Raw genomic sequence first — 12,833 nt, forward strand, 5'->3', positions numbered from 1 at the left:
TTATACGGCGATAAAGCGAAGGAATAGCTAAATTATCGATCCGATACGTAATTTCCAATTGTACTTGGAGCCCATGAAGCAAAAAAGGGCGACGCCGTGTGCCGGCGTTGCCCCGAGTTTCGGCGTGCGGGAGCGAAAGGGGCGCGCCCGTGCGCCATGCGGTGCCGTGAGGGAGTGCACGGCACCGGGGGTGGATCAGGCGTCCTCGGCGACGCGCTGGCGGCGACCGCGGCCCTTGCCGACCGGCTCCTCTACCGGGGCGGTGGTTTCGCCCAGGCCGTTGTCGGTGGTGCCCGCATCGTGATCGGGGCCCGTTGCCGACCGGGCCGCCATCGGCGCCGAACGGCGGCGACAGATCGTCTACCGCCTTGACGCCGAGCGCGGCACCACATCGCGGCGCTTCTGGGCGCGCTGCCACACGACGTTGTACGAGCCGTCGTCCTGGCGGAAGGCCGAGACCTGCAGCGGCGCGGCGAGCGACGGATCGTCGATGCGGCCGTTCAGGAACGCCTCGCCGGTGTTGTTCGAGGTGAGTTCGAAGAACGCCCCGACCTGCACCCACGTCCGGCCCCGGGGTCAGCGCGTGGATCTCGTAGCGCGGCGCGCGCGGGTTGGACGACTGGACCGGCTTGAGCGCGATCGTCATCGCGACGGCGAGGGTGGAAATGCGGCCGATGAAAATGCCCGCGTCGTTCTGCTTGATCTGACCGATGTTCATGACGTGTTCCTGCTGATGTCGTGCTGGACCCCATGTCCTCGACACCGATCTTCAATCCTCCTCCCCTCCCCGGCCCTTCGGCCGCGGAGCGCGTAGCGCCCCTCACCGACCGCGTCTTCACGCGGACGGTGGATCGTGCGGCAGGCGGACGATGTCGGTGCTCAGTGGGCGAAGCTGGTCGGTGAGCGCGGTGCCGATATCGGCGTGCGCCGCGGCGAGCGCGCCGATCGCGCGGCTGACGACGTCGGTCGCCTCGTCGCTCGGATCGATGCACCAGCATTTGCCGGCGTGGCGGATGTCGATCAGCCGGTCGGACTTGTTGTCGATCCCGAACGTGTAGCCTTGACGCTGGTCGAAGCCGGCGACGGTGACGTCGGTCGTTTTGGCCTTGATCGTGACGACGGGCGCGACCGCGGGGGTCAGCAGCACGGTATCGCGCGGCGTTTGCGCCTGTGGGACCAGCGCGGGTGCGGGGCGGCTTGCCAGTGTTCGGCATCTTCGGGATCGGCACGAGGCTGTTCACCGCGTCCTGCGCCATGTCGGCCGCCATTGCGGTCGCCATGAAGATGGCGGTGCGCGCGGATACTGGGCGATGGCCTCGCGGTGCGGCTCGGTCAGCGTGGGGAGGAGGTGGCAGAGTTTGGTGTCGAGCGCGAAGGCGACGGGCTCGGCGTTGGGATCGATGCACATGATCGTGACCTTTCGGCAAATGCCGGACCCCATGTCCAGGATGCCGATCCGGTCCCTCTCTCCTTCCGGCGCAGCCGGCGCCGGCATCGTCGCGAGGCGTGCCGTGCCGTCCACAGGCGGTCGCGGACGTCGCACGACGCTTCCGGCGGCCGACAAGATGATCGATCGAGCGTTGCAGGAAGAAGGCGTGCGCGCTGTCGGATTCGAGCGTCCCCAACCGGCGTTCGAGCGCCGTGATACGGTGGTGGATCGCATCGATCGTCAGCATGATATCGTCGAACGAGAGCGCGACGACGGTCTGCGGATAGGGATAGGGCAGCGCCGGCGCGACGAAGGCGAGGAAATGGGGCTGCACGGCAAACGGTGCAGGAGGGCGGTCGCGACCGCGCGGCGGATCTGGGAGGCGCCGTGCACGGTTCTGCTAGCAGCACGTCCATCGCCATCGGGCGGACGATGCGCAGTGCGCCGGGGTCGAGGGTGACGGCGATCGGATCGTGCTCGAGGCGAGACCGATGACGCCCTCCGACAGGATGGCGAGAACGTCGCCTTCCTCGATGCAGGGACCGTCATCGAGACAGGCGTCATGCGCGGCTTCGCTGGTGTCGAAATAATGGACGCGATACATGGGCTGGTCCCTTTCTGCTGGGTCAGGAATATTCCGGCGACGTGCGGGAAACCGCGTGGGCGGGAGGCCGGAGAAGCTGAAGGCGCGGAAGCGTCCGCCGGTGTAGGCAGCCGAATCCCACCGGCGGGCGATGCCGGCTGCAGGCGCTCGAGCAGCCGGTTGGCGCGGCGCATCGCCGCGACCGCGGCCTCGTCGTGGTAATGGAGGGCGATCACGCGGACGAAGGGTGCCGGTGTCGTACCGTAGGGTAGGAGGGGTGACGCCTGCGAGAGGACATCCCACCTCCCCCCTCCGAACCGGACGTGCAACTTTCATTGCATCCGGCTCTCCGCTTCGCGTGTCACGGAACGCATGTCCGGCAGCTTTCCCGCATGAAGGAGTTGGTGACAGGACACACAGAGTGCCCGCACCTTCCGGTTCCGCTCAGCGGCAAGCCGCCGATGCACGGGACCGTGCCTCATTCGTCGAACGGGATTGCTGTGATGAAGATGAAACGGTCCTTCCGTGCTTCCGCATGTTGAGCATGCGTCGGCAAGCGCCCGGTCCGTCAGGTTGGTCCTGGCAAACCGGAGCGCCTCGGTGCGCGGTACTTGGTCGATCGACGCCCAGATGACGGGTTGCCTTTCGACTTCAGCCAAGCGCCAGACCGGCACCCTCCTCTCATCCTTTCCAACGCCAAAGCGCGCTGCATATCGACCCGGAGCCACCCTGAAGCGCCGAAGAGCAGCGACAAGGCTGATCCGGTGCTTGTTTCCGAGGGTCTTGAACAGACTACCTCGCCAGAGGTGCTCCAGCTTGCTGAGCGCGCGCTTCACGTCCACCGCCAACGCATAATAGTTAGCGAAGCCGCGAAGTTCGGCATTGTAGACCTTGACGATTTCCGCGTCGTCCATGTGGAGCAATTTCGGACGGCTCCGTGCATGACTTAGATCATACTGACCGTAGTCGTGCCGCAGGCTAAACGCTTGCACCTTGTCGCGAGGAACGAGCAGTTGGATATGATCCGTGACCGTCCGTTTCGTTGCGACGATACCGGGTTTGACTCGTTGTTTGACGAGCCGGTCCGATGCCGTTCTGGTGCGCACGTCATAGCCAAGGAACCGTGCTCCCTTCTTGGCGTCGCGTATCCCGCTCTTGTGCGGCGAGGTGCGGAGCATCAGGTTCGCGGCGAGGTAACCCTCGACCTCGGTCTTGATTTTCTCGGCCTCGGCCCGGCTGCCGATAACCCCGAAGAGGAAATCGTCGGCATACCGGACATAGCGCAGACGCTTGAAGTCTGGATCGAATGGGTCCGTCGCGGGTAGCTTGCGCATGGCCGCTGTGGTTTCCCTGATGCGATCCAACCATGGCTGGATTTCGTCATCCCGCCCGGCAGCACGCAGTGAGTTGACGCGCTTCCGGGCATATTCGGAACGGCGTTGTAGATGCCTGTAATCGGCGGACTTACGCCGTTGAGCACCTTTATCGAAGCCCGCAATCAGGCCGGCGACGAAGCCGTCCAGTTCATGCAGATAGACATTGGCGAGCAGGGGCGAAACGATGCCCCCTTGCGGCGTCCCACTATAGGTTTCATGGAAACGCAGCTGCTCAAGATACCCTGCTTTCAGCATCTTCCCGATCAGCGCGATAAAGCGCCGATCATCGATCCGCTGCTCCAGCAGGCTCAACAACTTCTCGTGGGAGATGTTGTCGAAGTATCCTTCAATGTCGATTTCGACGAGCCACTTCACGCCGCGCCACGTCTTGCGGACGTGATCCAGCGCCGTGTGACAGGACCGTCCCCGCCGAAACCCATGCGACCGATCCGAGAAGATCGGCTCATAGACTTCATTGAGGATCATCCGCACGACTTCCTGAACCAGTCGGTCGGTCGCCGTAGGGATGCCAAGCGGTCGCGTTTTGCCGTTGGCCTTTGGGATGTAGACTCGCCTGACCGGCTGGGGGCGATATTTGCCCTCTGCAAGTTGGGAGATCACGGTGTCGATCTGACTTTCGTCGAGATCGGTCACCGCAACCCCGTCGATGCCCGGGGTCTCGGCCCCGCGGTTCTGTTGGATGCGTGCCAACGCCGTGCCCCACAACGAGCGGGACAGAAGCAATCGAAAAGCACCGTTTATACGCTTGCCGGTCAGGGCAATCGTTCCAAGTGATTCCAGCCTTTTCAGGGCAGCATCGGGTTGCATCAGCATACCTCCGCCAAGAAGCGTGACTGGATCGAAGCTGCCGCACTTCCCCCGGTTGGTTGCGCTTTCGGACGGGTCGCCCCGCCCTTATACGGCCTACCGTCCCCCGCCGAAGCGGAAGCTGTCCCGGACATTACTCCGGGCGTTTGAGTAATATTGCGGCTCCGTCGCCATACAGGTCGACAAGTCGACCAGCTACAGGCGATCCCGTAGTTACGCGTGAAAGGATATACATGAACGGTCTTAGGCGGCCTTTTCATCTCTAGTCCTCCGAGGGAGGTCACGCCGACAAGGTTGGCCGGGCATGCCGCTGGTATGGACATGCCCGCTTCTCGAGCCCGAGATGGTACGTGGGGCTCGACACGTCGGTGCGAGGTCTCAGTCGCTTTCCTCGCCGCCAAGGGTTAGGCCGCGAGAGATTGGGCTTCACGCAGTGTAGCGTTCACCATAACCGTCTTGCCTTGACCCGCCGCTTCGCATGCGACTGTCCACTTTGGGCCTTTTCCGAGCATGCTATGGTCCCGTTCCCCTTTCGGAGTTTCAGCCCGAAGGCACCGGTAAGCTCGGCAGACAGATGTCATTGCCAACAAACATCACGTCATCAGACGCACTCCTTTCTCGCGCCGCAACGGCGCACACCATCCCCCTTCCTCGGGGCCGCCCCAGGCACGGTCGATTTCGTAGAAGGCGAGGATGCTGCGCATGGGGTCAGCTCCGGTTGTCACCGGGTCGGATGATCCTCCCGGTTCATAACAGCCGGTCCCCCTTCCCCTTCCTCAGACGTCCGGTGCTTCGTCGGGACGCTGGTGGCGCAGCGCACGCGCGAGCGCCCGCTTGCGGGCGGTCGCCGCGGCGCGCGACGGATAGGCGCCCGAGAGGCGAGAGGGGTGTGACAAGCTGTTGTCGAACACGACCCAGCCCGTTGCGGTATGGGCGACGTGCATCCCGTCGCTGCGCGAGGGGGTGGTCATGACGGGCGCGCCCGCCTGATCGCGGCCTCGGCGATGAGCTGGCCGGCAAGCGTGTTGCGATGCGACGCGATCCGGCTGTCGGGCGCAGCCACGACTTCGGCCGCGCGTGTCAGCAGCGCAGCGAGGTCAATGTCCGACATCGGCGCCGGGTTGGTCGCGGATCGCGCGGGTTCTTCCCCGGCCTTGTCGAGCATCAGCACGAGGATCGAGGGCTTGATCTCTTCGTCGAGCGGTCGACTGTCGGCGACGAACTTGCCGCCACGCGTGATCGCGAACGCGTTGAAGGTGGGTGATACCCCGTTATCGGCGTTGGGGATCGTGGTGCCGCGATCATATATCCTGACAGTCAAGCCAACTTGGGCGCTTGGCACAGTGGCAAAGCGCTACTGCACTTTGTCACTGTGCCAAGCGCAACCGCCGAAGGCGGAGTTCATCGTGCTCGGCGTGTCATTTGCTCATGCCTACCGGCACTCGTCTGAGCCCTTCAACAGATGGCAAGATTTGGCGTTTCGAATTGAGCCATATTACGGCCGTGTTGGGTGGTCAGTTGCCATTCCTCTGCGCGAGGCATGACCTTTGGGCATTTGCATCCTGCTTCATCGCAACGGCGTGGAGTCCAACTGCGAGCAGAGGTATAGCAAGGCCGACCATAAACTTCCGGGTGGAGGGCGCGAGTTTCAATCTCTCCATCAGAACCGCGCCTGCGAACAGAGCTATCACCGCCCCGATCCGCGTGATTGTGTAGAATACGCTTTCCGGCCTGCATGGCATCGCGGTATTGAAAAAAATGAGAGCGACCGCGATCAAGCCCGCCAGAAAAAAGCCGAGGCTCAAGATTGTGGCGGCGGCAGGAACGAATACGCGCTCGATCATTGCATTCACATACCGTGATTTGGAATGCCCGCAACGGGGCGCGAGCCGCCAGACCGCTTTTCTTGCCGCGCTGCGGTAAGCCGCCCTTCCGCTGACCGATGCCCATGGCCGCGCCGGGAAAGGCCGAAAGGGGTGGTGAGCGGACCGTGAGCTTAGGGTCGCTGGATAAGGGTCGCAATCCAGAATTACCGATGATATTTGACGAGAGGGGTTGGCCAATCGTGACGGCCAAATAGCTGAAAAATCGGGGGCATCATGCGATATTTGATAGCGGCTGCAGTGATGGGTTTAATTACTGTTCCGTCCACCTTGCCAGCGCAAGATATTCGCCAAGTGAAGTATCAACGATGGGGTATGTTTGGTGGATATAAAGACAAATTGATAGGTCAAAATTCATGGAAAGTAATAGCCGGTGTCAACGGAAGGGCTCCGGAAGGCAGCGCTTTTAATATTGCACTCTATCGGGCAGCAGAACTCAGCAAGGTGGCAGGGTTCAAGTATTTCCAGATCATTAATCAGAAAGGTAAGCAGTCATATGTAAGCCTTGGCGGAGCGTCTTCCAAACATAGCGCTGGAGGGGATGCAGAACTGCAGATTATAGCGGTTAACGAACCTTCTGCCCCCGAAAACTGTCTGGCCGAGAGACGGGAACTTTGTATGACGCTTGAGGTAGACGCTACCATGCAGCGAGTGAGCCCATTTCTGAAGTTCCCTCGCCTCAAATGATGTGATGCGGCACTGATCTGAGCCGCCTTGCTTAATGTCCGCAACGGGGCGCTTGCAGACCGGTAGAAAAACTTCGTTGTCGGCGATGCGCCACATCGAAGGCAACGTGCAGTAATCTGTCAACATTCGCCAGTAAACCACCATTTCGAGATCGGCCAGCCATTCTTATTTCGGTCATTTTCTCGCTGACTTTCAGAACCCCCGGGGTCGGCTGAAGGGTACTCTTTCGGCACGGGCGCGGGGATGGCGGTAAATGAGAAACCGGGAACAGGATGAGTCGGGAAGGCGTAGTTTTGGTGAAGAGGTTAGCGATGCTGCCGGGCCTACGGCTCGCGAGGATCGATCCCGGCAATTACCGCATTCAGACGGTCAAGTTCGTTCCGGAGGGCCTGACGCTGGAGATCGGATATGCGTCGCTCGCGTAAGTGCGACTTGGCATCGACAGCCGCGCGTTCCCATGCCGGCCTATGGCGCGCGGTGATGCAGGCATTGGGGCAGCGGGTCGGCTCGCATAGCGCGGTAAGCGGCTGCGAGGGATCGCGGGTCGTCACGCGCTTAAGACAGAGCGCCGTCGCAGGATCGAAGAAGCAATCGGCGAGCTGCCCAACATGGAGGGTACGCGCGACGCTGGCGAGCATCACACGTAACCTTGCTCGGTCGGCGATCATGGCAGGCAAAGGACCGAGTGCGTCCGCGGCCTCGTCGAGAGTCCGCGCGATGCGCGGTCCTGCCGGACCGCCAAGCGATGCGCCGCCTCGCCGTCGGTCGAAATAATCCAACAGGTCATCAAGCTGCCCAAGCTGGCGCTCTGCCTCGACTTCGGCGCGAAACCCGGATCTGCTGGTTCCGGAATAGCCATCGAAAGCGGCAACCGAGGCGTGTTTATACTGGATCATGCCGGCGATGGTGCCGAAAGGACGGTTAGCGATATGCCACGCGATGGTGCGACGAAACTGGCGCGGTGTGATGTGCCATGGCTTGCCATCGGGTCCGGCCGGGACGATCGGCATGTCGGCGCTGCCGAAGGCGGTGGTGACGTGATCGCGAAACGCGTTGAGATGGCGTATCACATCAACTGACAGATGCGTCCTGCCGGAACTGGAGCGTAATGCTGGCCAAAGCGTATCGCTGCCACCGGAGCGTGTCGACCTTGCCGACGCCAGGCGTTCGAGCACCGCTATGGCGTCTGCTACCGGCTCTATCGTTACCCAGCTTGCCGCCTCACCTGTGGTTGCGCGACGCTTATAGATGGTCGATCGAATACGGAATCGCTCGAGCAGGCCGTCCTCGCTGCGCTCAATCGAGAGGCAACCGAGCCGCATCGCCTGGACCTCGGAGTCGCGCATGCCGGTGAGATAGGCGCACACTATATAGGCAGCGACCTGAAGCATCTGCTCTTCACGTGCGAGAGTCTTCACGTCGAAGCGCGCGCACCAGGGCTGACCACTGTCGGGATCAATTGAGATCGGCGTGTCCATTCCGCCTGTTTCGACACCGAGGTTGGCGACGGCAGCCGCGATAATGGCGCGCGAACGCCTGTCGATTCGGAAGCTCATGGCCGGCTCCGCCGCAGCATCGACACAGGCGTGAAGCTCGAGAAGATGGTAGTTAATCGTCGGCGTTGCTTTCTGCGCGCCGACGTTGCTGTTCTTTGCGGCCCAGATTTGCATACCCCAAATCGGCACGCCACGGCCTTGCCGCGCTCGGCGGGCGAGATGGCGCTCGAGGCGAGCATGTTGTCGCCGTCGCCGCTCCGAGTTCGGCAGTCGACGCTCGATGGCGAGCAGCCGGGTGCGGCGCGCCTCGAGACGATCGAGCGCCTCTCGAGCCGCCAGGATGTCGTAGGCGAAGATGCTGACGTAGCGCAATGACCAGGCGAGCAGCGCGGCGATAACATTCTCGGGAAATCGCGGCGTGCGGTTCTCAACGACGTACCGGTGGCCTGCGACGCGAGCGGGTGCCTGTCCGGCCCAAGGTTCGAAAGCGAGACCACCGTTGGGCAAGTGGTCGCGATAGTGATAGAGATGGGAGACTGATTGCAGGTGTTGGCCGACTACTTCGGGTAGGAGGGCGAGATCGTCACGAAGATGACGGGCGTAAGCATCGACTAACGCCGGATCGATGCGTGCAAGATCAAGCCGTTTGAGCTTCAGGCGAACGAAGGCGAAGAAACGGCGTGCGCGGTCGAACGCGTGACGGATACACGTTGGCGGCAACTTTGGGGCGTAGCCGGGAAGATCGACGTTGAGGCGCGCATAGAGATAGGCGCGCATGGCGGCCTGCATATCGGCATGTTCGAGCAAGTCGAAATGCACCATCATCTGGGTGCGCTGGGTGTTCTCACGAAAGATAGCGGGACCGAGATCCCAGCTTGGATCGCCGACGCGCGATAGCTCCTCGCGGGTATAGCCCGGCTTCAGCGGCGCGCTCGCCAGCACTGGGCGATCGTCGAATGCCAGCGCGCGGACATGAGCGGGCGCGGTCATCCTTGTGCCTCCGGCGGCAAATAGAGCCGCTCGTTCTTCATCTGCTGGCGTGCATCGGTGATTACGATATCGGAGAAGGCCGGCAGGATCTGGCGGGTAATGCGGGCATGGACATGACCGAACTTGACCGCCCAGTCGCTCGCCAGCAGGCCCCGTCGCTGCTCTTCGACGAACGCGAGGAAGGCGAGAATGGCGGGAAGCTTGCGCGCGGTGATGACGGCGTTGGGACAATCGAGGCAACCCCAGAAGGGCTGCACGCACGGCGATCCGGCTTCGGTGAAGGGGCTACTATAGAAGCCTGCGCAAGCTGCGAGCCAGACATCCTGCTCGCCGTCGAGTAACGAACCCACTGTACCCGCCGGCGTCAGCGGCAAGGCCTGTGCGGGCGCTTCGCGCAGCGCCTGTTCGGCTGAAGGCGCAAGGACGATCGGCATCGCCGTAGCCAGCGCTTCGCGGAACGCATCAGCGACGGTCGCCTCATGCAGGGGCCGGAGCGATGGGAGATCGGCATAGTGCCGCGCGGCGACCTCACGGGAGTGTCCGACAGCGAAGCGAGCCATGTGGCCTTCAGTTTTGGTGTACCACAGCGCCTTGTGGGTCTTGCGGAGCCGGGAAAGCAATAGGTGGAGCGGTTTGCCGTCGTCATCGACAATATTGTGCCGCGCGGCCCAGGCCGTGACGCGCATGTTCCCAAGAGAGATACCTGTCCGAAGGCCTCCCTTTTGATGATAGGTCCAGAGACAATCGCCGGGCAGGTGCTTACGAGCGGCGGAGGTGATGTCGATCAGGCGGCGGATCAGCCCGCCGGGCGTTCCGCTACCGCCGTCGCGGACGCGCATACTCTTGTGCGCAGCGCCGCCCGCGCGGCGCTTCAGGTAGCGCAGTTCCACAGTGCCGGCACGTGCATTGGCGAGACAGTCCACGGTCAGCGCCGTTAGGCACTCGGGCTCTAAACCGGTGTCGAGCGTGAGCATGACGAGCAAAGACGGTAGATCGGAGCCAAGTAAATGATGCCGGCCATGAATGTAAGCGCTGAACCCGTCGGATGGCAAACCGTGTCGTCTGTGCAAGGCATATAGGTTTACCATGTCGCGCTGGTCGGTCAGGATAGAGCCATCGCGAGCGATGATCGCTTCAACGTTGGCTCGCGCACTCACGATTGCTGGCTTGTCGTCGTCGGTGCGATCCTCAACGCGGAGACGACGAAACATTGCTTCGACGTCAATCCGGGCTGCGTCGCGCAGTGCTCGCGCTACGAATGGGCTGTACGCATCGCGCGGGGTCGAACAGCCGACCGAGGTGGCCAGAATATAGCGTAGCCGCTTTTGCAGATCGGGCGCGATCCAGTCGCGCCCGTCGGCTTCGATTACGCGTAGCGTGTTGACGATCATGCTGACCGTTCCGTGACAAGTTCCCGCGCGTATCCCGCTCCGTTCGAGCGCTTCCGCGAAGCCATCGATGTGGATCGCACGCAGATCACCGGGACCGACCACCTCGGGAGCTTGGTCACCCAGCCAGGCGAAAAACCGCCGATAGCCATACCCATACTGTCTGACAGTCGTGGCGGCTCCCAAGGGGCCGCCGAGCGCGGCCAATCGTCGCAGTGCGCCGGCAAAGGCGATCGCTAGCGGGCGAGGATTGAACCTTGTCATATCGACCAGGACCGTGCCGCCATATCGCGCCTCGATGGTGAACTTAAGGCCGAGTACCGGATCGGGCTTCTGTGGCTCCGGCGTGATCGACGCGAAGATCACAGGACGGCCCTTTCGGGGACGCCCGCTCATGCGCCCTGCTGTCCCGGCAGCAGCGCGAGCAACTCCTCGACGGCAGCATCCACCGTATCGGCGCGGGTCGCTATATGGTCGAGGTAGATATAGGTGGTGGTGAGGCTCGCGTGGCCGAGCAGGCGTTGTACCTGTTGCAGCGGATCGCCCAAAATCAGCCGATAGCTCTCCATTGGTCCCGCTGGCAATGCCGCTTCGCGCAGCCGCTGCTGGATCAGCAATGCGAGCATATGGACGGCGAAGGCGTGGCGAAGCTGGTGCGGACTGATCGACAGCGGGAAGCCATTCTCCGCGCACCGCTTGCAGGCGCGGGTGAAAATCACCTCCCACGAGTTAGGGCGGACAGGCTGCCCGACCTCGGTCAGCCATAGCGCCGCTGGCTCGCAGGGCGTTCCATCCTCGTCGCACAGGATTAGGCGGCATCGTTCCTCCGGTGTGCAGACATCGCGCATGCGGTCGAGACCGGCGCGGGTGACAGGGATCGGTCGGGCGAACTTGGTGACACCGTCGCGCGCGGCGAACTTGGCCAATCCCGAGGCACGCTCGATGGCGACATAGGCTGCGATCTGACGCAGCAGCCGGCGCGGAACCAGAACGCTGCGTCCTCGGTCGCCCTTGGTGAGCGGCGGCGGGAGAGGCAGCCAGAGCTGCTGGGCCCGGTTGCCGTCGCGGTCGATCGAAGGAAGCTCGGCAGCGAGCAGGCACGACGCCTCTTCGAGGCGCAGGCCGGTGGTGACGAGAAGATCAGCAAACAGCGCGTTGCGCAGCCCGTTACGATCGCGAGCACCGGGGCGCTCCGTGCCGTCAGAGGTAAGGCCGCGCAGGCCGATCTCGCGGAAGACGCGGTAGTCTTCCATCGTGACGAACCGCACGTCCGATCGCTTGGCAACACGTTCATAGGCGTCGTTGCGCGCCGCGATCATGCCGCGCCGGCCTCCCTGGGCCGGTCGCCACACGGCGCGCCGGCTGAACGGCACCTCGGCGATCAGACCATGTTCCTCGCCCCAGCGGTAAAGGCGATCGAGGCTAGCCACAGCCCGGTTCCAACTTGCCGCCATGATCCGGTGATCAGCCTCATCGAGTCGTCGCTCACGATGATAGGCGGATACATCATCGCGGGTTGCTTCCCACACCGTCTTCCCACAGGCATCGAGAAAGCGAAGCCAGACCGCGACATCATAAGCATAGGCGCGAAGCGAATGACGCGAACGGACCCCCGACAGCGGTAGGTCGAGAAAGAAGCGATCCAGATCGCGATCATAGAGCGCGTCACCACACAGGATCAGTGGCACATGCGCGTCGAGACCCTTGGCCGCGCGGCGCTCGCAAACAATGATGGTCGACACCGGCGCGAAACCCTCCCCCCGGACCCCCCACCCGGAAGCTGACCTTCACACCGATGCACCCGATGGCCCGGCAGTAATAAGGCTGGCCTTCGCCAGCTCTTGGGTCAGCGCTACGGCCAGCCTGATTACTGCCTACCGTGGGCGTCCATCACCGACCCTACTACAAATTTGCGGTCGGCGCAGACTGTCCAGATAACATCATGGTACTGAATATCTACGAATCCTGCCGGGCTTCGTTCGCGATCGGGCAGGAAGCAAAAGGTCACACGGCGGCCGTCGCTGGTTCGGGCAGTGATGGTGTATTCGCCATCGGGAACGTCGATGGGCTTGTGCGGCACGTCGTTGAAGCCGGCGAAGCCGAGCGCAACGGCCTCGGCCTGGGACATGACGGGGAAGTCCGTGGAAGCGGTCATGACAGTATCCTTTCGCGT

Annotated in this window: 13 protein-coding genes and 1 pseudogene; 1 reads left to right on the forward strand and 13 read right to left on the reverse strand. The window is 62.7% G+C overall.

Annotated features, from left to right (window positions below):
- Positions 1-360: 360 nt before the first annotated feature.
- The 9 genes and pseudogenes from ACM61V_RS19550 to ACM61V_RS19590 form a co-directional block, all read right to left on the reverse strand.
- On the reverse strand, positions 361-558 hold the full coding sequence (locus tag ACM61V_RS19550; protein ID WP_419714583.1) for a DUF736 family protein: 198 nt from the start codon (positions 556-558) through the stop codon (positions 361-363).
- Between the two features lie 52 nt (positions 559-610).
- Positions 611-718 (reverse strand): annotated as a pseudogene (locus ACM61V_RS19555) (DUF736 domain-containing protein); the annotation flags it as partial.
- A gap of 117 nt (positions 719-835) precedes the next feature.
- A complete protein-coding gene (locus tag ACM61V_RS19560; RefSeq protein WP_419714584.1) occupies positions 836-1,147 on the reverse strand; it encodes a hypothetical protein in 312 nt (103 codons plus the stop codon).
- Between the two features lie 90 nt (positions 1,148-1,237).
- Positions 1,238-1,522 carry a hypothetical protein gene (locus tag ACM61V_RS19565; protein ID WP_419714585.1) on the reverse strand — a complete coding sequence of 95 codons (285 nt, stop codon included), beginning with the start codon at positions 1,520-1,522 and terminating at the stop codon, positions 1,238-1,240.
- Between the two features lie 307 nt (positions 1,523-1,829).
- A complete protein-coding gene (locus ACM61V_RS19570) occupies positions 1,830-2,033 on the reverse strand; it encodes a hypothetical protein (protein ID WP_419714586.1) in 204 nt (67 codons plus the stop codon).
- Between the two features lie 311 nt (positions 2,034-2,344).
- The gene (locus tag ACM61V_RS19575; protein WP_419714587.1) at positions 2,345-4,099 is read right to left on the reverse strand and encodes a reverse transcriptase domain-containing protein; all 1,755 of its coding nucleotides are present in this window, start codon (positions 4,097-4,099) and stop codon (positions 2,345-2,347) included.
- 893 nt (positions 4,100-4,992) lie between these two features.
- Positions 4,993-5,187, reverse strand: coding sequence for a hypothetical protein (locus ACM61V_RS19580; RefSeq protein ID WP_010409103.1), 195 nt, complete (start codon positions 5,185-5,187; stop codon positions 4,993-4,995).
- Positions 5,184-5,537: a hypothetical protein gene (locus ACM61V_RS19585; protein WP_419714588.1), complete on the reverse strand. Its 354-nt coding sequence runs from the start codon at positions 5,535-5,537 to the stop codon at positions 5,184-5,186. The genes ACM61V_RS19580 and ACM61V_RS19585 overlap by 4 nt, the downstream gene beginning before the upstream one ends.
- 193 nt (positions 5,538-5,730) lie before the next feature.
- Complete coding sequence (locus ACM61V_RS19590) at positions 5,731-6,060, reverse strand: hypothetical protein (protein WP_021235316.1); 330 nt, start codon at positions 6,058-6,060, stop codon at positions 5,731-5,733.
- 255 nt (positions 6,061-6,315) lie between these two features.
- On the opposite strand from ACM61V_RS19590, the gene ACM61V_RS19595 reads away from it, so the two are divergent.
- On the forward strand, positions 6,316-6,786 hold the full coding sequence (locus ACM61V_RS19595) for a hypothetical protein (RefSeq protein ID WP_126849361.1): 471 nt from the start codon (positions 6,316-6,318) through the stop codon (positions 6,784-6,786).
- Positions 6,787-7,109: 323 nt separating this feature from the next.
- Here ACM61V_RS19595 and ACM61V_RS19600 read toward each other — a convergent pair whose 3' ends face one another.
- The 4 genes from ACM61V_RS19600 to ACM61V_RS19615 all read right to left on the reverse strand — a co-directional run bounded on the left by ACM61V_RS19600 (position 7,110) and on the right by ACM61V_RS19615 (position 12,815).
- Entirely contained in the window at positions 7,110-9,272 is a 2,163-nt protein-coding gene (locus ACM61V_RS19600) for a hypothetical protein (RefSeq protein WP_021235314.1), read from the reverse strand.
- Positions 9,269-11,056 carry a hypothetical protein gene (locus ACM61V_RS19605; protein WP_031342828.1) on the reverse strand — a complete coding sequence of 596 codons (1,788 nt, stop codon included), beginning with the start codon at positions 11,054-11,056 and terminating at the stop codon, positions 9,269-9,271. Before ACM61V_RS19605 ends, ACM61V_RS19600 begins: the two co-directional genes overlap by 4 nt.
- The gene (locus ACM61V_RS19610; RefSeq protein WP_021235312.1) at positions 11,053-12,402 is read right to left on the reverse strand and encodes a tyrosine-type recombinase/integrase; all 1,350 of its coding nucleotides are present in this window, start codon (positions 12,400-12,402) and stop codon (positions 11,053-11,055) included. Before ACM61V_RS19610 ends, ACM61V_RS19605 begins: the two co-directional genes overlap by 4 nt.
- A 125-nt stretch (positions 12,403-12,527) precedes the next feature.
- Entirely contained in the window at positions 12,528-12,815 is a 288-nt protein-coding gene (locus tag ACM61V_RS19615) for a hypothetical protein (protein WP_126849360.1), read from the reverse strand.
- Positions 12,816-12,833 lie beyond the last annotated feature (18 nt).

This window comes from Sphingomonas sp. TX0543 (genome assembly GCF_048565505.1).
GTDB lineage: Bacteria > Pseudomonadota > Alphaproteobacteria > Sphingomonadales > Sphingomonadaceae > Sphingomonas.

Coding starts and splice junctions, on each gene's coding strand:
- ACM61V_RS19570 (WP_419714586.1), bottom strand. CDS start 2,033: ATGTATCGCGTCCATTATTTCGACACCAGCGAAGCCGCGCATGACGCC.
- ACM61V_RS19580 (WP_010409103.1), bottom strand. CDS start 5,187: ATGACCACCCCCTCGCGCAGCGACGGGATGCACGTCGCCCATACCGCA.
- ACM61V_RS19590 (WP_021235316.1), bottom strand. CDS start 6,060: ATGATCGAGCGCGTATTCGTTCCTGCCGCCGCCACAATCTTGAGCCTC.
- ACM61V_RS19595 (WP_126849361.1), top strand. CDS start 6,316: ATGCGATATTTGATAGCGGCTGCAGTGATGGGTTTAATTACTGTTCCG.
- ACM61V_RS19600 (WP_021235314.1), bottom strand. CDS start 9,272: ATGACCGCGCCCGCTCATGTCCGCGCGCTGGCATTCGACGATCGCCCA.
- ACM61V_RS19605 (WP_031342828.1), bottom strand. CDS start 11,056: ATGAGCGGGCGTCCCCGAAAGGGCCGTCCTGTGATCTTCGCGTCGATC.
- ACM61V_RS19615 (WP_126849360.1), bottom strand. CDS start 12,815: ATGACCGCTTCCACGGACTTCCCCGTCATGTCCCAGGCCGAGGCCGTT.